Below are 21,369 nucleotides of genomic sequence, written 5' to 3' on the forward strand. Positions count from 1 at the left end.
ATATATTTGAATCTTAATAAACTTATGTGTTGAAAACACTAATTTAAAATAAAATAAATGCTACTATCTATTAAAGATAGTAGCATTTATTTTATTCTATAATAATAGGGGATATCAAATAATCACTATTAGGATTTATGCTGCTATTTATAATACTGTAAGCCTTAGTAGACTGTATATCTAACCTCATGGTATCATTTAATTCTTTAGGCATTTTAGTGTAAAGTGGAATACTACTGTTCAATTTAATTGATTTTAGAATTGATTTTCCATTTGAATTAAATCCTAAAATCCGAGCATAGGGACAAGGCATAGATCTTAATTCGTTTGTATTAAAATTATCAAACCCTATAAAATATTGGCATAATATTCTACTGATTCTGCTATAAGTGTAACGCTTACTTTTTATAGCTTCCATTGCACTAGAATAGCTTAGACTATTTTGTAAGGATTTTATAATCTTATTATCGAGACCTTCAGACACATCTGGCAAATTAACCAAAGTATTCTTTGATGTTTCAGATTTATATTTAATGAATGGGAACATTGAATCTTCAGATATAAATTTGCCATTCTTAGAATATATCTTTTGAATCTCATCTAATACTGAATTTGGTACATGACCGGCAAGATTTGATAAAGAGCCATCCTCTTTCACAAATTTTCTTATAGCACTAGCACTTGAAAATTCATTATTTAATAAATTACTGTCATAAGCTGCTCCTTGTCTTTTTAAGGTGTAGGGGATAATAGAACTATTTAATTTGATTAGGCTTTTGCAATACTCTATACCAAGTATATTATTAGAAGAATTTAAAAAATCACCTAACAATAAGTTTGATAAATCTTTGTCAGAGTTTTTCAAGTAATCGTAAAGCGCTTTAGCTCTTGCTAAGGGGTAACCAATACCACTAGATAAATAGGATTTTAACATAGATTTAAATTCGATGGGTTCTTCAAGTAAAATATTAGATATGGTGTATATATCATGAATATCTCCATGTTCACTACCAAAGCAAATATTATTTACTATTCCAAGACTGTTTAGAAGACTGACAGCGCCATATGAAAAAAATTCTGCTGAGGATATGCTATAAATAGCAGGTAGTTCTATTACCAAATCTACACCATTATTTAATGCCATTTTAGTTTTCGTCCATTTATCTATACTTGATGGTATTCCACGTTGAGCAAAGTTTCCACTCATAACGCAAATTAAGGCATCACAATTTGTTAGTTCTTTGGTTTTATTTATATGATATACGTGACCGTTATGCAATGGATTATATTCAACAATTATACCGGAAATATTCATTAATTCACCTCAAGAAAGCTTTTATTAATAAATTAAATATATTATTTTTATATTAATCGTAAGCTAATATTTTATATATAAAGAGAAATTATTAAAAAATATGTTACATATTTTGATTAAAGCGATAATTAAATAGCACTTTAGGGAATGCTACTAAAACAAGTGTTACTGGTATATTATATAGTATAAAACGAATTAATAAAAGTAAATATACTAATGTATAAAGCTAAAAAGAGCGAAAATTAAGAATAGATTGAATATATTGAATGGTGATGATTTTAATATTTTATGTTGAAATGTGTAGGTGAAAAGGTGTATATTATTAATATTGTATATTATTAATGATTATAAGTTAATAATAACTGAGAGGAGATATAAGAATGACATTTATAGAGAAAATATGTTTAAAAGCACAAGCAGATAAAAAAAGAATAGTACTTCCAGAAGGTGAAGAAGAAAGAACTATAAGAGCTAGTGAGGTAATCAAAAACAAATCATTGGCGGAGGTAGTATTAATCGGGGATATAAGTGTAATTAAAGCAAAAGCTGCTAAATTCGGAGTTAACATTGAAGGTATAGAAATCGTTGATCCAATAACTTCTGAAAAAGCTGAAATTTATGCAAAAGAATTTTATGAGTTAAGGAAAAAGAAAGGCATGACTATAGAAAAAGCAGCAGAGACAGTAAAAGACCCTGTCTATTTTGCAACTATGATGCTTAAAATGGGAGAAGTCGATGGAATGGTTTCCGGAGCAGTACATTATACTGGAGATTTACTTAGACCAGGAATGCAAATAATTAAAACAGCACCAGGAATGAAGATAGTTTCAAGTTTCTTTATAATTGAATTGCCTTACAATCATTTTGGAGAAAACGGACTTCTTTTATTTGGTGATTCTGCTGTTAATATAAACCCTAGTGCAGAAGAACTAGCAGATATAGCTATTAGTACTGCAGATAATGCAAAAGTATTATGTGATTTTGAACCTAAGGTTGCAATGTTATCATTTTCTACTAGAGGAAGTGCAAAACATGAATTTGTTGATAAAGTAGTAAAAGCTACTGAGATTGCAAGAGCTGCTAGACCGGATTTACAAATTGATGGCGAACTTCAGTTAGATGCTGCTATTGTATGTTCTGTAGCAAATCTAAAAGCGCCAGACAGTACAGTAGCCGGATACGCAAATGTTTTAATATTCCCAGATATACAATCCGGAAACATTGGATACAAATTAGTGCAAAGATTTGCTAAAGCAAAAGCTATTGGACCAATATGTCAAGGTTTTGCAAAACCTATAAATGATTTATCAAGAGGATGTAATGTAGAAGACATAGTTAATGTTGTTGCAGTAACTGCAGTGCAAGCTCAAACTCAAAAATAGTTTTACATATTAAAAACATATATTAATATAAAGTAGGGAGGCAAATTTTATGAAAATATTAGTTATAAATTGTGGAAGTTCATCACTTAAGTATCAATTAATAGACATGGAAAATGAAAAATGCTTAGCACTTGGACTTGTAGAAAGAATTGGAATAGAAGGATCAAAATTAACACAAAAGGTTAATGGTGAAAAGTTTATTATTCAAGAAGCAATGAAGGATCATACAGATGCTATTAGATTAGTAATTGGAGCACTTATAGACGCTCAGCACGGAGTTATTAAAGAATTATCAGAAATAGGCGCTGTTGGACATAGAGTAGTTCATGGTGGAGAAAAATATGCGCAATCAGTTAAAATTAATGATGATGTAATGAAGATTTTAGAAGAATGTTCAAAACTTGCACCTCTTCACAACCCAGCTAATATAATTGGAATCAATGCTTGTAAAGTACTTATGCCAAGTGTGCCAATGGTAGCTGTATTTGACACTGCGTTTCATCAAACAATGCCAGAAGTTGCATACATATACCCACTCCCATATGACCTTTATACTGAATACGGTGTTAGAAAATATGGATTCCACGGCACATCTCACAGATATGTTTCAAGCAAAGCGGCAGAGATGATGGGCAAGGATATAAAGGATTTAAAATTAATTACTTGCCACTTAGGAAATGGAGCAAGTGCTGCTGCCATTGAAAATGGTAAATCAGTAGAAACAAGTATGGGGTTCACTCCACTTGAGGGAATAGCTATGGGAACTAGATGCGGAAGTATAGATCCAGCTATATTAACATATATTATGAAAGAAAAAAATCTTACAATTGAACAAGTAAATGATATGATGAATAAAGAATCTGGAGTGTTCGGAATATCAGGAGTTAGCAGCGATTTTAGAGATATAGAAGATGCTGCATGGAAAGATGGTAATCATAGAGCACAACTTGCAATTGATGTATTCTGCTATAAAGTTAAGAAATTTATAGGTTCTTACGTTGCAGTAATGGGCGGAGTAGATGCTATTGTATTTACTGCTGGCCTTGGTGAAAACTCTCCAGAAACTAGGGAACAGATTTGTAAAGGACTAGAATTTTTAGGAGCAACTATAGATAATGCTAAGAATAATGTTAGAGGGAAAGAAGCAGAAATTAGCACTGATGATTCAACAACTAAAATATTTGTTATACCAACAAACGAAGAATTAGTAATTGCAAGAGATACATTAGAGTTAATATAATAAAATCATCTAAGAACTATGATAAATAAATCTTGACTTTTTACTGGATTGTTTATATAATAAACTGTGTTTGATGTAAGTAAAAAACAATTTAGTTAGGAGGGACGCAGAAGCTTTGCTCGAGCTGTATATTTATTTATACAAGGTATAAAGATTTTCATTTTCTTTATATGAGAAAAACCAAATTGAATTTAGTTTTTCAGAGTGGATAGTATGTTAATAGATATTTCAGAATTATTTAGTAATAAAAAAACAAGAAAAAAAATTCAATTAGATTTAGAAAAAGAAAAGTTTTTCTATGATAATGAATTTATAGGGTTTTCTAAGCCAGTTAAGTTAGATTTACTTTTGAAGCCTGATGGTGACGAAATAGAGTTAACTGGGAATATTGAGACTGAACTATTACTTGCTTGTTCTAGGTGTCTTGAGACCTTTTCTTATTCAATACATATTGAATTAAATGAAAGACTATCGAAAACTCTAAAGAGTGAAGATGAGGATATTATTTTTATTGAAGATGATAGATTAGATCTAAATGAAATTGTTGAAAATAATATCATTTCTATTCTGCCTATAAAAAAACTTTGTAATAAAAATTGTAAAGGCTTATGCCATCAGTGCGGTATCAATTTAAATCATAGTACATGTAAATGTGAATTTGATGATGTTGATCCAAGGTTGGCAAAATTAAAAAATTTGTTTTCAACTGATTAAGGAGGTGTTACAATGGGAAATCCTGCTAGAAAATTTTCAAAAGGTAGAAGAGATTCTCGAAGAGCGCAGACATTTAAACTTGGTTTACCAGGAATAGTTGAGTGCCCTCAATGCCACGATATGAAGCTTGCTCATAGAGTATGTAAAAACTGTGGATATTACAAAAATAGAGAAGTAGTTGTTATGGAAGCAAAATAAAAAGAAAGTCGAAAGACTTTCTTTTTATTTTTTTAAGGGAAATATAAAAAAAGTATAATAATATTCCCTGCTAACATTATTAATGCTAGGAATATTTAAACAATATGGTATATAATAAAGATAAATAAATATTAATACTATATATTTATAAGGCACATTTAAAGTGGGGTTTAGAATGGTAGTTGTTGTAGATGGAATGGGTGGAGATTTTTCTCCAAGTTCTGTGGTTGAGGGTTGTGTTGCAGCTATAAAAGAATATAACATAAACATATTAATAACAGGGCCAGAGGATTTAATTAAGGCTGAACTAAAAAAGTATAGTTATGACAATAATAAAATTAAAATTATTGATGCTATAGAAGTTATAGGTACAAATGAACATCCCGTAATGGCGATTAAACGTAAAAAGAACTCTAGTTTAGTTAAAGCATTAAACCTTGTAAAAAGTGGTGAGGCGGATGCTATTATTTCAGCTGGAAGCACGGGTGCTTTTTTAGCTGGTTGTACTTTAATAGTAGGAAGGATAAAAGGCATAGATAGACCTGCTTTAGCTCCAGTGGTACCTGGTAAAAAAGGACCATTTATGATAATAGATGCTGGAGCAAATGCAGAATGTAAACCTCATTATTTAGTTCAATTTGGACTTATGGGAAAAATATATTTTGAAAATATTTTAAAGGTTAATAATCCAACTGTCGGCCTTGTAAATATAGGAACTGAAGAAGAAAAGGGTAATGAACTTTCAAAATTAACTCATAAATTATTAAAAGAAGCGGATGTGAATTTTGTAGGAAACGTTGAAGCTAGAGAAATACCAAGTGGAAATGTTAATGTTTTAGTTTGCGATGGTTTCACAGGAAACGTAATACTAAAATTATATGAGGGCACAGTTGCTACAATATTTGAGCTGCTGAAAGAGGAAATAATGAAATCCTTCAAAACTAAAATTGGTGGAATTCTATTAAAACCAGTTTTTAGTAAGTTTAAAAAAGATTTTGATTATAAAGAATATGGTGGGGCTGCCTTTCTTGGTGTAAATGGAATTTGTATAAAAGCTCACGGAAGCTCAGATGCAAAGGCTTTTAAGAATTCAATTAAAGAGGCCACAATATTTTACGATAACAATGTTATAGAGAAATTAAAAGCTGAAATAAAAAAATTATCTGAGCAGGAAAAAGAGACAAATCAAGATTTATAATAATTGTTATAACATATAAAGCAAAGGAGGTGAAAATATTATGTTTGAAAAAATTAGAGCATGCATTGCATCACAATTAAGCATAGATGAAGAAGAAATAAAAATGGAATCCTCTTTTATGAATAATTTAGGTGCTGATTCCCTTGATATAGTCGAATTAATTATGGCGTTAGAGGAAGAATACGAGATAGAAATTCCAGATGAAGACGTTGAAAAAATTGTGACAGTTGGAGATATAGTAGAATATATTAAAGCCCACTCAGAGGAATAACATAGGGCTCCGAAATAATCGGGGCCTTGGTTTTTTTTTCAAGCTTATTTTTGAATTTACTATAGGAAATTAAGTAAATTGAATAATAAACTTGAAGAATCTTTTTTAAATATTGATAAAAGTTTTTAAATAAACTTCCGATAAGGAGTAATAATTATGAAAAATGATATAAAATTACAGGATCTTGAGAAGGAACTTAAATTAGATTTTAGTAATAAAGAACTATTAAAAACAGCAATAACCCATAGTTCCTTCGCAAATCAGAAGAAAAAAGTTGGGTTTAATGAAAGACTTGAGTTTCTGGGTGACTCAGTATTACAACTTGTAATATCTGAATATCTGTACATACGATTTACACAGGAACCAGAGGGTTTTTTAACTAAAATCAGGTCCTTGATCGTTTGTGAGAATTCATTATGCGATATTGCAACGGGTTGGGATCTAGGAAAGTATATGAATATGAGCAAAGGTGAAGAAATAACTGGTGGTAGAGATAGAGTTTCAATACTGGCTGATTGTGTTGAAGCAATAATTGCGGCTATATATTTGGACAAAGGGATTGAGTATTCTAGGACATTTATACTTAATAACTTTAAGGAAACAATTGAGAAAGCAATCAGTAATAAGATAGTACTGGATTATAAGACTAAACTCCAAGAAATATTTCAGCAAAATGGAGAAATTAATATTCGTTATGAACTTGTAAAGTTTGAAGGACCACCACATAGAAGAGAGTTTTTTGTTAATATATTAATAAATGATTCGATAAAAGGATCTGGGCAAGGCTTTAGTAAAAAGGAAGCAGAACAAAATGCAGCAAAAGAGGTTATGACTCGTCAGGGGGATGTAAATGAGTAATTCGCATTACATTATTCCTATTTTCGTTCCTCATGAAGGTTGCCCACATGATTGTGTATTTTGTAATCAAAATAGCATAACGGGTACATCGTCAAAAGTTGATTCAATGTTTGTTGAGACAACGGTAAATGAGTATTTAAAAACAATAAAGCAAGATGATGCTGTAATCGAGGTATCATTTTTCGGAGGAACCTTCACTGCCATAAAAATGGAAAAGCAGATAGAACTTTTAACTGTCGCAAAGAAGTTTAAAGATAATAATAAAATAAAATATATTAGATTGTCTACGAGGCCAGATTATATTGACGATAATATATTAATCAATTTAAAAAAATACTCTGTAGATATTATAGAATTAGGGGTACAATCATTAGATGATGAGGTGTTATTACAATCAGGGAGAGGGCATACTACACTTGATGTAGAGAAGGCATCTAAGCTTATAAAGCAGTATGGATTTATCCTAGGACATCAAATGATGATAGGCCTTCCTGGTGACAATATTAATAAAGATATTGAAACTGCTAAAGGGGTTATCGCACTTAAACCAGATATTTGTAGAATATATCCCGCTCTTATAATTAAGGATACACAAATGGAGAGAATGTATATAGATAAGAAATTCAATCCATATTCATTAAATGAAGCAGTAAACATAAGTAAGATTATGTATATTATGATGGTTGCAAATAAAATTAATGTGATTAGAATAGGACTTCAGCCAACTGAAGAGATTTCTGAAGGAAATGATTTAATAGCCGGACCATTTCATCCTGCATTTAGGGAACTCGTTGAAGGTAGCTTATATAATGATTTATTATATGATGTTATTACTAACGATTTTGAAAAGAACATTAATATTAATAAAGTTTTAGTGAAAATTAATCCAAAAGATATTTCAAAACTTTATGCTAATGGTAAAAGTTATTTTAATAATATGAAAAAACAAATGAAGTCAATTATAATAGATGTATCCCAAGACGACCACATTCAGCGAGGAAGTATTGGTATTGATACAGGTAATAAATGTATTATAATGACTATATATGAATATGCAAAGGCTAAAAATAAATTAAGAGGTGAATTATGAAGAAGAAAAAAAGAGATAAATTTACAAAGGTAATGGTCTACGGTATAGTTATAATTTTCATTATAGGTTTCATATTACCAGTACTATCTAGGTAAAATATAGGAGTGTGTTTTAATGTTCTTAAAATCTATTGAAATAAGAGGATTTAAATCCTTTGCAGATAAAACAGAATTAACATTTAAGAAGGGCATTACAGCGGTAGTAGGACCTAATGGAAGTGGTAAAAGCAATATATCTGATGCTGTTAGATGGGTACTAGGTGAACAGAGTGCACGAAGCCTTCGTGGCGATAAGATGGAGGACGTTATTTTTGCAGGTACACAATTCAGGAGACCAGTTGGGCTTGCACAAGTTTCTCTTACACTTGATAACAGTGAGAATGAACTAAATATCGATTATGCGAATGTAACCATATCTAGGAGGTTATATAGGTCGGGAGAGAGTGATTATTTAATAAATAACACATCTTGTAGATTGAAAGATGTCCAACAACTATTCATGGATACCGGTATAGGTAAAGAAGGATATTCAATTATAGGGCAAGGCAAAATTGATGCTATTTTAAGCGGCAAAACTGAAGAAAGGAGAAAACTTTTTGAAGAGGCTGCAGGAATTGTTAAATTTAAAACTAGAAAAGAAGAAGCAGAAAAAAGATTGGACAATACAGATCTGAATTTGGTTAGAATAGAAGATATTTTAAGTACTTATGAAGAAAGACTAGAACCATTAAAGAATGAAAGTGAAAAAGCAAAGAATTTTTTAAAACTTTTCGAAGAATTGAAAAGCAAAGAGGTTAGCATAATAATCGATTCCATTAATAAAGTGGAACAAAAGGTTAAAACGTTACAAAACGAATCGACTAAATTAAATATAGAAATATTAAAAAATACTGAGGATAAAAAGCAGTTAAGAGAAAATGTCCAATTAGCCAGTAGTGAGTCTGAAATGTTTGAGAGTAAAAGTCAGCAGAAAAAGCAATTATATTATGATAATAAGTTGGTTTATCAAAATAATGTCTCAGAAATAAATATTTTAAATGAGAGAATAGGAAATTTAGAAAAGGTCATAAATAAAACAACAAGCGACAGCGATGAGATTCATAAAAGAGTTTCGGAATTTAAATCTAATATTAATAATGAAGATGATGCAATAAACAATATAAAGAATATGCAAATAGAAATTATAGAAAAAATTCAGTCGGAAGAATTAAAAATTAAAGGTATTCAAGAAAATATAGCTATTGAAAGTAATGAAGCTAAAAATTTAAAGGAAAAAGAGCAAAACAATCTTTATAAAACTATTAAAACAAGTAATAATTTATTAATTTTAAATAATAATATAGATATATCTAAAGCGAGAATAGATTTATTAAAAAATACTATTGAAAACTTTAGTAATTCAATAAATATTAATAAAGATTCAGAAATAACGTTCCAGGGAGATATGAAAGAGCTTAAAGACAAAATAATTAATTATCAGATTAAACTTAATGAGAATAATAAAGAGACTTTAAGCTGTAAGGATATTTTAACCACTGATGAGCAAATTATGAAAAACTGCAATTTTAAAATTAATAAAGCAGAAGCCAACTTTAATGTACTTCAAGCATTAGAAAAAAAACATGAAGGTTATAATAAATCAGTAAAAAATTTAATGCAACATGTTAGTGAAGGAAAAGTAGGAAATATTCATGAATGTTTTGTGCTTGGAGAAATAATAAAAGTTGAAAAGAATCTAGAAGTAGCTGTAGAAATTGCATTGGGCGGTACTATCTCACACATAATAACTAAAGATGAAATAGTGGCTAAAACATTAATTAATTATTTGAAGGTTAATAATTTAGGCCGTGCAACATTTTTACCTCTTAATATTATTAAAGGTAAAAAGATTACAGTTGATCATGAAACAAAAAATAGTAATGGATTTGTTGGAATTGCTAGTGAATTAATAGGTTATGAGGAGAAGTTTAGTGAAGTTATAGCATTTATTTTAGGTCGTACAATTATATGTAAGGATATGGATTCTGCTCTTGAAATATCTAGGCGCAATAATTTTAGATATAAAATTGTAACTTTAACAGGCGAGGTTATTAATGTTGGTGGGTCATTAACTGGTGGAAGTATTTATTCAAAGACTTCAAGTATAATTGGAAGAAAAAGAGAAATTCAAGAGTTAGCTAAGGATTTAAGCGTATATAAGAAAGATGCACTTATTAACTTAGAAAAAATAAAACAAAGTAAAGCTCAAATTTTAAAGTTAGGTCAAGAGAACTTAAATATTAAAGATGAAATTCATTTTGAAAACATTGCAATTACGAAGGTTGAAGCTAAAATAAATGCAATAGAAAATGAAATAAATAGATTAAATAATAATATTAAAAATTCAAGTAATGAAAAAAATACTCAGGAAAGTAAACTAAATCAAGCAAATAATGAAATAGAAGAAACTAATATATCTATGGAAAAATTAAAAAAAGAGAAAGATGAAACGCAGAAAGATTTGGATAAAGTTGATTTTAAATTAAAAGATAAATTAGAAGAAATCGAAAGCATTAAGGAATTAACTATTGCTGCGAAGATAAAAAAAGCTCAAATTGATGAAGCAATGAATAACAAGAATTATGAAATTCAAAGATTAAAAGAGGAAATGTTAGTATATAGTCAAAAAATAATTGCATTTTCTAGAGAAATAGAAGAAGCTATTAAAAATAAAAATATAAGTCAATTGGCAATTAAAATTTCACAGAGTAAAGTAACTGAAATAAAAATAGTTCTTGAAAAAATGGAAAAAGAATCTGAAGATAATGAGATTGAAAGAATTAAAATTAAAGAACATATAAAAATAAGTACAGAGCAATTAGATGATGTTTCACTAATGCTTGAAAAAACTGAAAAAGAAGAGCACAAATGTGAACTTTCTCTTGCTAAGGTAGGAATGGAAAAGGATAATTATTATTTAAAATTGAATGAGGACTTTGAATTAACATATGCAGAAGCATTACAATATAAAAGTGAAATTGAGGACATTGTTAGTCTACGTAAAGAGATAATTGAGCTTAAAGCTGCAATATCTTTACTTGGTAAAATTAATGTAAGTGCTATTGAAGAATATAAAGAAGTCAAAGAGAAGTTTACTTTTATGAATGGTCAGAAGGAAGACTTAGTTCTTGCTAAAAATGAATTATTAACTGTGATACAAGAAATGACTGAAAATATGAAAAAAATATTTGCGGAGAATTTTATAATTCTCAGGCAAAATTTCAATGAAACATTCATGGAATTGTTTCAAGGTGGAAGTGCAGACCTAATACTTACAGATGGAGATGAACTTACAGCTAAAATTGATATTAATGTTCAACCGCCAGGTAAAAAACTTCAAAACATAAATCTAATGTCTGGTGGTGAAAAAGTTTTATCAGCAATTGCCTTACTATTTGCAATATTAAAGATGAAGCCAACACCTTTTTGTATTTTAGATGAAATAGAGGCGGCGCTTGATGATGCAAACGTAGTTAGATATGCAGATTTTTTAAAAAGATTTTCGGATAATGTTCAGTTTATTATAATAACACACAGAAAAGGAACTATGGAGGCTGGAGATGTTTTGTATGGAGTTACCATGGAAGAAAAGGGAGTTTCAAAAATAGTATCTGTAGACTTTAAAAAGTAAAGAAATAATAATAATCACTTTATGCTAAAAGATGACCAAGGAGGATTAAAAATGTTTGGAGGATTTTTTGATAAATTAAAAGATGGGTTAAGCAAAACTAGGAATAGTATTGCAGACAAAGTCAGTGACGTATTAAAGTTAGCGGTGGTGATTGATGACGATTTATATGAAGAACTAGAAGAAATATTAATCACATCAGATATAGGTGTAGAGACTTCAGTTTATGTAATTGAAAAACTTAGGAAAAGAGTTAGGGAATATAAAATTAAAGACCCAGCAGAAATTATACCATGTTTAAAAGAAGTTTTAATGGATATATTAGGCAATGATGAAAATCTGATTGAGAATGAAAAGTTGCCCAGAGTGATTTTGGTAATTGGAGTTAATGGAGTTGGTAAAACCACATCAATTGGTAAAATGGCTTCGATTTTTAAGAATAGTAAACATAAAGTCTTAATAGCAGCAGCAGATACATTTAGAGCCGCAGCAATTGATCAGTTAGAGGTATGGAGTACTCGGGCAGGCGTTGCACTTGTGAAACATCAAGAGGGATCTGATCCAGCTGCTGTAGTTTTTGATGCTGTTCAAGCAGCCAAAGCAAGGAAAATTGATGTGTTGATTTGTGATACAGCAGGTAGACTTCATAATAAAAAGAATCTTATGGATGAGCTTGCCAAAATAGATAGGGTGATTAAGCGCGAATATAGTGAAGCTCAAATGGAAACTTTACTAGTTATTGATAGTACCACGGGTCAAAATGGAATACAACAAGCTAAACAATTTATGGAGATATGCACAATCGACGGTATTATATTAACTAAATTAGATGGTACGGCTAAAGGTGGAGTAGTAATATCAATAAAAAATCAGCTCAATATACCAGTTAAGTATATTGGCGTTGGTGAAGGTATAGATGATTTACAAGAATTTAATCCAAGAGATTTTGTAGAAGCATTATTCTGAAAATAGCTATAAAATACTAATTCATATAAAATAAATGCCCTGTTAAGTAAAAGTACTTGACAGGGCAAATAAACTCTGATAATATATGATTTGTGAGTCGGTGATTATATGCAAGAAAAAGAAATGGAAAAAAGATTTGAGATATCCTTATTACTAGATTTTTATGGAGAACTGCTTACACAAAAGCAAAGAGACATAATGGATTTGTATTTTAATAATGATTTATCTTTATCAGAAATAGCAGAGATAAATAATACTAGTAGGCAAGCTATTCATGATACCATAAAAAGAGCTGATAACGTGCTGTTAGTATATGAGGAAAAATTAAAATTACTAAATAAAGAGCATGTACTTAAAGAAAACCTAAAAAATATTATATTAAAATTAGATGATTTGCAAAATAGTATAAAAGATGAAGAAATGAGTCAAATTATACGTGATATAAAAACCCAGATTATTGAAAATATTTAGGAGGTTTATTATGGCTTTTGAAGGGTTATCTTCTAAGTTACAGGATACCATAAAAAAATTAAAAGGTAAGGGTAAGCTTTCCGAAAAAGATATTAAAGATGCAATGAGAGAAGTTAAACTTGCACTACTTGAAGCAGATGTTAACTATAAGGTAGTTAAGGATTTTGTAAAAAAGGTTAGTGAAAAATGTTTAGGTAATGGAGTAATGCAGAGTCTTACACCTGGTCAACAGGTTATAAAAATTGTTAATGAAGAGTTGACCGATTTAATGGGAAATACAGAAAGTAAATTGGAGTTTTCAATAAATGGGCTAACAGTTATAATGCTTGTTGGACTTCAAGGTGCTGGTAAAACAACAATGGGTGGAAAACTAGCTCTTTCAATGAAAAGAAAAAACAAAAAACCATTATTGGTTGCTTGTGATGTATATAGACCAGCTGCAATTAAGCAGTTACAGGTAGTAGGAAAACAAATAGATGTTCCTGTATTTACTATGGGAGATAAAGTTAGTCCTGTAGATATAGCAAAAGCATCATTAGCATTTGCTAAAGATAATGGTAACAATGTAGTTATAATAGATACAGCAGGAAGACTTCATATAGATGAGAATTTAATGAATGAACTTCAAGATATAAAAACAAGTGTTACTCCAAGTGAAATATTACTTGTTGTAGATTCTATGACTGGTCAGGATGCAGTAAATGTAGCAGAGAGTTTTAATTCTCAGCTAGATATAACTGGAGTTGTTTTGACTAAATTGGACGGAGATACAAGAGGTGGTGCTGCACTATCAATTAAGGCGATAACCGGTAAAGCTATAAAATTTGTTGGAGCCGGAGAAAAGATGAATGATCTAGAAGTCTTCTATCCAGATAGAATGGCCTCAAGGATACTTGGTATGGGTGATGTACTTTCATTAATAGAAAAAGCACAGCTAGCTATAAATGAAGATGAAGCCAAAGAACTTGGAAATAGAATGATGTCTCAAGAATTTAATTTAGATGATTTTTTAGCAATGATGCAACAAATGAAAAAACTTGGACCACTTAATAAATTAATCGAAATGATGCCAGGTGCTAATAAAAAAGAATTAAAGGGTATAGATCTTTCTCAGAGTGAAAAAGAAATGGGAAAAGTTGAAGCTATTGTAAGGTCAATGACGGCATCAGAAAGAAAACATCCTAGCTTAGTTAGTGGATCTTCATCTAGAAAAAAAAGAATTGCTAATGGGTCAGGAACTTTGGTACAACAAGTTAATAAGGTGTTAAAAGATTTCGAGATGTCAAAGAAATTTATGAAGCAAGCAAAAGGATTCCAAAAACCTGGTAAAAAAGGTATGTTTGGTAAAATGCCTTTCTAATAAAACAACTTGGATAAAAACTAGAATTACATTTAAGGAGGTGATATACATGGCAGTTAAAATAAGATTAAAAAGAATGGGTGCTAAACATGCTCCATTTTATAGAGTAGTAGTCGCAGATTCAAGATCTCCTAGAGATGGTAGATTTATTGAAGAAATAGGATACTACAATCCAACTACAGAACCAACTACTATTAAAATAGATGTTGAAAAAGCAACTAAGTGGATGAAGAATGGTGCACAACCATCTGATACAGTTAAAAGGTTACTTAGCAAAATAGCAGTCAACTAGAACAGTTTGTAAGTAATGAATGGAGGAGTTTTCCATGAAACAGTTACTTGAAGTATTGGCAAGGTATTTAGTTGATAAACCAGAGATGGTAGTAGTAAACGAAATAACACATGAGCATATGGTACTTCTTGAATTATCAGTCGCACATGGTGATATGGGTAAAGTTATAGGAAAACAAGGGCGAATTGCGAAAGCTATTCGAACTGTTGTAAAGGCAGCTGCTGTAAAAGAAAATAAAAAAGTGGTTGTTGAAATAAAGTAAGAGTTAGGTTCAACCTAACTCTTATTTTAATTAAATTTTAAATTTGGTATATCTAGTAGAGTGATTATGGAAGGAGGATTTTAGATGGAAGAATTTATGAGTGTAGGTAAAATAGGTAAAACACATGGATTAAAGGGTGAAGTTAAAGTTTTTTCACTAACTGATGATCTTGAAAGATTTAAAACATTAAAAAGTGTGTATATTGATGGACAGCTCAGAAAAGTTGAAGGTTGTAAACTTCAACACGATAGAGGAATACTTAAAATCGAAGGTATAGACAGCATAGAACAGGCCGAGTTATATAGGAATAAGTTCTTAATGGTTAAAAGAGAAGATGCGGTTGAATTAGAAGAGGATAGTTATTATGTGGCTGATCTGATTGATTGCTCAGTTTATGATGATGCTGGAGTTGAGCTTGGAAAAGTATTTGATGTTCTTCATACACCAGGAAACGATGTATATTGGGTTAAGGGGAATAATAAAGAAGAAGTACTTATTCCAGTGCTTAAAGATATTGTAGTTAGTGTAGATATTACTAAACGCAAAATTGTGATTAAGCCAGTAAAAGAATGGCAAGAATGAAAATAGATATATTGACTTTATTTCCTGAAATGTTTGACGTTTTCAATTATAGTATGATTGGAAAAGCAATGGAGAAAAGTTTACTTAATATTTCATCGCACAATATTCGAGATTACACAACAAACAAACATAAGAAAGTTGATGATTATCCCTATGGCGGTGGAGCTGGTATGGTTATGCAAACTCAACCGTTAGTTGATTGTATTAAGGATATCAAATTGAATAATTCTGGGAAGGTAATATTTTTGGGACCACGGGGAAAGACGTTTAACCAAAATATGGCAAAAGAGTTATGCAAGGAAAAAGAATTAATATTTGTTTGTGGCCATTATGAAGGTATTGATGAGAGGACGTATGACTATATAGACATGGAAATTTCCTTAGGTGATTACGTTTTGACTGGTGGAGAAATGGCATGCATTCCAATAGTAGATAGCATCTGTAGGTTAGTTCCAGGTGTATTATCATGCGTTGAGAGTTTTACAGAAGAATCTTTTTATGATGGCGTACTAGAGTACCCTCATTATACAAGGCCAGAGTGTTTTGAAGGGAAAAGTGTACCTGAAGTATTGATCTCTGGACATCATGAGAACATACGCAAATGGAGAAGGCTTAAATCACTTCAAATAACTAAGCAAAAAAGGCCTGACCTATTTGAGAAACTTAATCTTACCAAGGAAGATAAAAAACTATTAAGTAAAGCAAACATAGAATAACAACGTTTTATGTTGATAAATATTCATTGTTATGGTATAGTAGAGTTTGTGCTAGTACGGACGGTCCTCTGTCATAATGTAATGGTCAAGAACGTCACAATAAAATTTAGGAGGGAATGCACATGTTAGACATTATAAGAGCAATAGAAGCAGAACAAATCAGAACTGATTTACCAGTATTTAACGTAGGTGATACTGTTAAGGTTCACATCAAAATTAGTGAAGGTAACAAGGAGAGAGTCCAAGTATTCGAAGGAACCGTTTTAAAAAGACAACACGGTGGTTCAAGAGAAACTTTCACAGTAAGAAGAGTTGCATCTGGTGTTGGTGTTGAAAAAACATTCCCAGTTAATGCTCCAGTAATAGATAAAATCGAAGTTGTAAGACTCGGTAAAGTTAGAAGAGCTAAACTATTCTACTTAAGAGATAGAGTAGGTAAGTCTGCTAAGGTTAAAGAAAGAATGAGATAAAAATGGGGGGCTGAAAAGTCCCTTTTTACATTTAAAAATAATTAATTTTCTATAAATAATTAAATTTTAAGTGGGTGTTTATATTGATAAAAAAGATTTTTGAATTAGCAAAATCTATAGCAATTTCACTTATAATTGCTGTATTCATTATAAATTTCATGTTTCAAATAGTAATAGTAAATGGTGAGTCTATGCTACCTACACTGCAAAATAATGATAAATTAGTACTTGAAAAAATATCAAAGAGGATTACTGCTACTAAGCGAAACGATATTGTAGTAATAAAGTATCCTGCAGACATTAGTCAAAGATTAATAAAAAGGGTTATAGCGGTTGCCGGAGATACAGTTAAAATTAATAATAATACATTGTACATAAATGATAAAATTGTTAATGAGTACTATAAAAATGAAAATTTTATGATGGACTTTGATAAAATTGAGGTACCTAAAGATTCGATATTTGTGCTTGGAGATAATAGAAATTTTAGTAAAGATAGTAGAAGTCACGATGTAGGGTTTGTAAAACTCAATCTTTTGGAAGGAAAAGCAGTTATAAGGCTTTATCCATTCAATAAAATGGGAAGGATTAGATAAATATGGCAATGACGATAAATTGGTTTCCAGGTCACATGGCTAAAACAAGAAGACAAATTCAAGAAAGTTTAAAACTTGTTGATGCTGTAATAGAAATTAGAGATGCAAGGATAGTTAAATCAAGTGCAAATCCACAAATTGATGAAATATGCAAAGATAAGCCTAGGGTTATCTTGCTCAATAAGAGTGATTTAGCTGAAGATAAAGTGACTAAACAATGGATAGAAAAACTTACAACTGAAAATGTAAGGCCTCTCGCTGTAAATTGTATTACAGGTCAAGGTCTAAAAAGTATAAAAATAACTCTTGATGAGTTATTGAAACAAAAGCACGATAGACAAAGAAAAAAAGGATTAGTTAATATAGTTATAAGAGTTATGGTAGTTGGTATACCTAATGTTGGTAAGTCTTCTTTTATAAACAAACTAGGGAAAAATAACATTACTAAAACTGGGGATAGACCAGGTGTTACTAAAAGTAAGCAATGGGTAAGAACTAACTTAGGAATAGAACTAATGGATACTCCGGGTGTATTATGGCCTAGATTTGAAGACGAGACAGTAGGACTTAATTTGGCATTTACAGGTGCTGTAAAAGATGAAGTAATAGATATCGAGGAATTAGCACTTAGATTAGTAGAAAGACTCCAAGTTAATAATGGACAAAGGCTAATGGAAAGATATAAACTTGATGAAATCATGGAGAATCCTTTAGACAATTTAGATAATATAGCTAAAAAAAGGGGATCTGTAATTTCTAGGGGTAATATTGACTATAATAGAGTCGCAGTTATGCTTTTAGATGAATTTAGAGGTGGGAAATTAGGGCCTATATCTTTAGAAAGAGTAGAGGAAGTTTAAATTTAATATAAGATTTATTTATGTGTGAATGTTATTTTAGGTATATAGGGCATCTTAAATGATAGCTGGTAAGTTATCTTGTTAGTTGTAAGATGCCCAATTAAGATATATTATGCGATGCATGCGAAAATTACTAAGACTAAGGAGAAAAAACTATGAAATTAAATATTGATTTTTCTAATATGAATTATAAAGAAATATGTGAATTTGTGTTAAGTTTAGAGAATGTTGAAAACGTTTACGATAATGAAGATAAAATAAATATAATAAATATGTTGCTGAAAGACAATAGAAAAACGGTTCAAAAGCTAGGTGGTAGAATGTCTAAAAAAATTGAGTTGAAAGAGAAAGAGATACAAAGAGTAAGAAAGATGTATGATTTTGATAGAAGTTTTGGTAGCTATAAGTACGTAGCTGGGGTAGATGAGGTCGGTAGAGGGCCTTTAGCTGGACCTATAGTTGCGGCAGCAGTGGTATTAGACTTAAAAGCTAATGAGGATAAAGATTTAATATTAAGAGCAAATGATTCCAAAAAATTATCAATAGCTTGTAGAAAAGAACTCGCTGAGATTATTAAAGAAAAAGCAGTAGCCTATAAAATTTTTGCAATAGACAATAAAGAGATTGATGAAAAAGGTATTGGTTGGTGTAATAATCAAATATTTATAGAATCATGCGCTGGGTTAAAGGTAAAACCAGATTTGGTTTTATCTGATGGATATAAAATAAAAAATTTCTCAGGCTTAAATGAATTTGTAATAAAGGGAGACACCTTAAGTATAAGTATAGCTTGTGCATCTATTATTGCAAAAGTATATAGAGATGAGCTGATGCTTGATTATCATAATGAGTATAAAAATTACGGGTTTGATAGGAATGTTGGTTATGGAACAGAGGAACATGTACTTGCGATTAAAAAATTTGGACCAATTCCCATACATAGAAGAAGTTTTTTGAAAAATATTTTAAGTCAGAATAAAAAATAAATAAATTAATAAATTAATATTCTTTGAGGTCTAGTAGGCGCATAAATTTATTTATGCGCTTATTTTAGTGTAAAAAAATACATTGTAACAAAATTCTAACAGCAGCATAAAATACCAATAAAAGAGAATAAAATAATTGAAAGCAATGAATCATATTTTAAATTGGTCACTTTGAATATGAGGAGCTAGTAGTGAATCCACTCCTTTTTCATAGAATCGTCTATGCAATTGGAGTTTATTTTTTTCTATCAATAGGAAGTTAAGTCACTCGGAATATATGGAGATAATATTGAAACTACTCCATAAAGGAGATGGGTTAAATATAAATGAAAGAATTAGAAAACAGAGCAATTTATGAGTTTCTCAAAAGATTTTCAGATATTATCCTATGTATCATTGCTACTATAATAGCCATGCCCGTAATGATCATTACCTGTGTTTTTGTTGTTTTAGAGTCAAATGGGAACCCTATTTATTCACAAGAAAGATTAGGGAAATACGGAAGGCCATTCACACTATATAAGATAAGATCTATGGGTTTTGATGCTGAAAAAAATGGACCACAATGGGCAGATATAAATGATGCACGAGTAACTAATATAGGTAAGTTTATACGAAAGACAAGAATAGATGAATTACCTCAACTTTATAATATATTGAAAGGTGATATGACAATAGTAGGTCCTAGACCAGAAAGATCTGTATTCACTTATGAATTTGAAAAGAGTATTCCAGGCTTCACAAATAGATTGGAAGTTAAACCTGGGCTTACGGGACTCGCACAGGTTAATGGAGGATATGATTTGACTCCGAGTGAGAAGCTTAATTTGGATTTAAGATATATTGAAGAAAGAAATTTTAAGAATGACCTAAAAATAATTTTTAAAACTGTAATAGTAGTATTTACGGGACATGGATCAAGATAATTAAATAAAAGGGGTAATTTTATGAGAATTTTAGTTACTGGAGGCGCAGGGTTTATAGCTTCTCACATAGTAGATAGACTAATCGACTTAAATCACCATGTGTGCATAGTAGATAATCTTTTTACTGGTAAAGAAGACAATATAAATGATAGAGCAATATTTTATAAATGTGATATAACAGAAATGGAAAAGTTGAAGATGATTTTTAAAGTTGAAAAACCAGAAATAGTGATACACCACGCAGCTCAAATAGATATACAAACCTCTCTTAAAAAACCAGTGTTTGACGCTGAAACTAATATAATTGGGACTATAAATATTTTAGAATGCTGTAGAGAATTTGGAGTGAAAAAAATAATATATCCTTCATCAGCTGCAGTATATGGACACCCAAAGTATCTTCCAGTAGAGGAGAGTCATGGGGTAAATCCAATATCTTTTTATGGAATTTCAAAACACACACCAGAGCATTATATAAAAATATATGCACAGTTATATGGCCTTAAGTATACTATATTTAGATATGCAAATGTCTATGGTGAAAGGCAAGATTCCAAAGGAGAAGGGGGTGTGGTTTCAATATTTGTTGATAGATTATTAAATAATCAACCACCTTTTATTTTTGGAAATGGTGAGCAAACACGAGACTTTATATATGTTAAGGATATAGCAGAAGCTAATATACTTGCATTATATAAAGGCGATAATGAAATTATGAATATAAGTAGCAATAAAGCAACTACTGTTAACGAGTTGTTTATGGTAATGAGAGATATAGCAGGAAGCAATGTAGAGGCTATATATAAGGATGAAAGAAAAGGGGATATAGAGCATAGCTATTTGAATAATAGGATAGCGAGAATAACGTTAGGTTGGAAGGTTAGGTTTAAGTTAGAAGATGGAGTTAGGGAGACGGTTCAGTATTATAAAAAGGTGCTCAAATAAGGATA

General features: G+C 30.4%; 23 protein-coding genes and 1 riboswitch. Of the genes, 22 read left to right on the forward strand and 1 reads right to left on the reverse strand.

Annotated elements, in window-relative coordinates:
• Positions 1 to 91 precede the first annotated feature (91 nt).
• Entirely contained in the window at positions 92 to 1,315 is a 1,224-nt protein-coding gene (locus KPL55_RS04190; protein WP_216305455.1) for a nucleotidyltransferase, read from the reverse strand.
• Positions 1,316 to 1,695: 380 nt separating this feature from the next.
• Between KPL55_RS04190 and pta the strand changes: the two genes are divergently transcribed.
• The 22 genes from pta to KPL55_RS04305 all read left to right on the forward strand — a co-directional run bounded on the left by pta (position 1,696) and on the right by KPL55_RS04305 (position 21,364).
• The gene (gene pta / locus KPL55_RS04195) at positions 1,696 to 2,697 is read left to right on the forward strand and encodes a phosphate acetyltransferase (RefSeq protein WP_216305456.1); all 1,002 of its coding nucleotides are present in this window, start codon (positions 1,696 to 1,698) and stop codon (positions 2,695 to 2,697) included.
• A 49-nt stretch (positions 2,698 to 2,746) separates the two neighbouring features.
• The gene (locus tag KPL55_RS04200) at positions 2,747 to 3,937 is read left to right on the forward strand and encodes an acetate/propionate family kinase (RefSeq protein WP_216305457.1); all 1,191 of its coding nucleotides are present in this window, start codon (positions 2,747 to 2,749) and stop codon (positions 3,935 to 3,937) included.
• A gap of 213 nt (positions 3,938 to 4,150) precedes the next feature.
• The gene (locus tag KPL55_RS04205) at positions 4,151 to 4,651 is read left to right on the forward strand and encodes a YceD family protein (protein WP_216305458.1); all 501 of its coding nucleotides are present in this window, start codon (positions 4,151 to 4,153) and stop codon (positions 4,649 to 4,651) included.
• A gap of 12 nt (positions 4,652 to 4,663) precedes the next feature.
• Entirely contained in the window at positions 4,664 to 4,849 is a 186-nt protein-coding gene (gene rpmF, locus KPL55_RS04210; protein WP_216305459.1) for a 50S ribosomal protein L32, read from the forward strand.
• A gap of 175 nt (positions 4,850 to 5,024) precedes the next feature.
• Complete coding sequence (gene plsX / locus KPL55_RS04215; protein WP_216305460.1) at positions 5,025 to 6,047, forward strand: phosphate acyltransferase PlsX; 1,023 nt, start codon at positions 5,025 to 5,027, stop codon at positions 6,045 to 6,047.
• Positions 6,048 to 6,084: 37 nt separating this feature from the next.
• Positions 6,085 to 6,318, forward strand: a complete 234-nt coding sequence (gene acpP / locus KPL55_RS04220) for an acyl carrier protein (protein WP_312887213.1) — start codon at positions 6,085 to 6,087, stop codon at positions 6,316 to 6,318.
• Between the two features lie 156 nt (positions 6,319 to 6,474).
• Positions 6,475 to 7,176, forward strand: coding sequence for a ribonuclease III (gene rnc, locus KPL55_RS04225; protein WP_216305462.1), 702 nt, complete (start codon positions 6,475 to 6,477; stop codon positions 7,174 to 7,176).
• Positions 7,169 to 8,266: an elongator complex protein 3 gene (locus KPL55_RS04230; RefSeq protein WP_216305463.1), complete on the forward strand. Its 1,098-nt coding sequence runs from the start codon at positions 7,169 to 7,171 to the stop codon at positions 8,264 to 8,266. Before rnc ends, KPL55_RS04230 begins: the two co-directional genes overlap by 8 nt.
• 114 nt (positions 8,267 to 8,380) lie before the next feature.
• On the forward strand, positions 8,381 to 11,935 hold the full coding sequence (gene smc, locus KPL55_RS04240; protein WP_216305465.1) for a chromosome segregation protein SMC: 3,555 nt from the start codon (positions 8,381 to 8,383) through the stop codon (positions 11,933 to 11,935).
• Positions 11,936 to 11,986: 51 nt separating this feature from the next.
• Positions 11,987 to 12,898, forward strand: a complete 912-nt coding sequence (gene ftsY / locus KPL55_RS04245; RefSeq protein WP_216305466.1) for a signal recognition particle-docking protein FtsY — start codon at positions 11,987 to 11,989, stop codon at positions 12,896 to 12,898.
• A 108-nt stretch (positions 12,899 to 13,006) separates the two neighbouring features.
• Positions 13,007 to 13,369, forward strand: a complete 363-nt coding sequence (locus KPL55_RS04250; RefSeq protein ID WP_312887210.1) for a putative DNA-binding protein — start codon at positions 13,007 to 13,009, stop codon at positions 13,367 to 13,369.
• A gap of 10 nt (positions 13,370 to 13,379) precedes the next feature.
• Positions 13,380 to 14,729, forward strand: a complete 1,350-nt coding sequence (ffh, locus tag KPL55_RS04255; RefSeq protein ID WP_216305467.1) for a signal recognition particle protein — start codon at positions 13,380 to 13,382, stop codon at positions 14,727 to 14,729.
• A gap of 49 nt (positions 14,730 to 14,778) precedes the next feature.
• Positions 14,779 to 15,021: a 30S ribosomal protein S16 gene (gene rpsP / locus KPL55_RS04260; RefSeq protein ID WP_071613237.1), complete on the forward strand. Its 243-nt coding sequence runs from the start codon at positions 14,779 to 14,781 to the stop codon at positions 15,019 to 15,021.
• A 34-nt stretch (positions 15,022 to 15,055) separates the two neighbouring features.
• Complete coding sequence (locus tag KPL55_RS04265; protein WP_216305468.1) at positions 15,056 to 15,283, forward strand: KH domain-containing protein; 228 nt, start codon at positions 15,056 to 15,058, stop codon at positions 15,281 to 15,283.
• Between the two features lie 84 nt (positions 15,284 to 15,367).
• Positions 15,368 to 15,865: a ribosome maturation factor RimM gene (gene rimM / locus KPL55_RS04270; RefSeq protein ID WP_216305469.1), complete on the forward strand. Its 498-nt coding sequence runs from the start codon at positions 15,368 to 15,370 to the stop codon at positions 15,863 to 15,865.
• Positions 15,862 to 16,581, forward strand: coding sequence for a tRNA (guanosine(37)-N1)-methyltransferase TrmD (trmD, locus tag KPL55_RS04275; RefSeq protein WP_216305470.1), 720 nt, complete (start codon positions 15,862 to 15,864; stop codon positions 16,579 to 16,581). The genes rimM and trmD overlap by 4 nt, the downstream gene beginning before the upstream one ends.
• Positions 16,582 to 16,703: 122 nt before the next feature.
• On the forward strand, positions 16,704 to 17,051 hold the full coding sequence (gene rplS / locus KPL55_RS04280; RefSeq protein ID WP_216305543.1) for a 50S ribosomal protein L19: 348 nt from the start codon (positions 16,704 to 16,706) through the stop codon (positions 17,049 to 17,051).
• 83 nt (positions 17,052 to 17,134) lie between these two features.
• On the forward strand, positions 17,135 to 17,647 hold the full coding sequence (gene lepB, locus KPL55_RS04285) for a signal peptidase I (RefSeq protein WP_216305471.1): 513 nt from the start codon (positions 17,135 to 17,137) through the stop codon (positions 17,645 to 17,647).
• Positions 17,648 to 17,655: 8 nt separating this feature from the next.
• Positions 17,656 to 18,507 carry a ribosome biogenesis GTPase YlqF gene (ylqF, locus tag KPL55_RS04290; protein ID WP_216305544.1) on the forward strand — a complete coding sequence of 284 codons (852 nt, stop codon included), beginning with the start codon at positions 17,656 to 17,658 and terminating at the stop codon, positions 18,505 to 18,507.
• Positions 18,508 to 18,662: 155 nt separating this feature from the next.
• Complete coding sequence (gene rnhB, locus KPL55_RS04295; RefSeq protein WP_216305472.1) at positions 18,663 to 19,493, forward strand: ribonuclease HII; 831 nt, start codon at positions 18,663 to 18,665, stop codon at positions 19,491 to 19,493.
• Positions 19,494 to 19,622: 129 nt separating this feature from the next.
• Positions 19,623 to 19,705, forward strand: a riboswitch (cyclic di-GMP riboswitch).
• 114 nt (positions 19,706 to 19,819) lie between these two features.
• Positions 19,820 to 20,419 (forward strand): sugar transferase, encoded by a 600-nt coding sequence (locus KPL55_RS04300; protein ID WP_216305473.1) that lies wholly within the window; start codon positions 19,820 to 19,822, stop codon positions 20,417 to 20,419.
• Between the two features lie 21 nt (positions 20,420 to 20,440).
• A complete protein-coding gene (locus tag KPL55_RS04305) occupies positions 20,441 to 21,364 on the forward strand; it encodes an NAD-dependent epimerase/dehydratase family protein (protein ID WP_216305474.1) in 924 nt (307 codons plus the stop codon).
• Positions 21,365 to 21,369: the final 5 nt, after the last annotated feature.

The sequence above is a fragment of the Clostridium lacusfryxellense genome (assembly GCF_018861735.1).
GTDB classification, from domain to species: Bacteria; Bacillota; Clostridia; order Clostridiales; family Clostridiaceae; genus Clostridium_AD; species Clostridium_AD lacusfryxellense.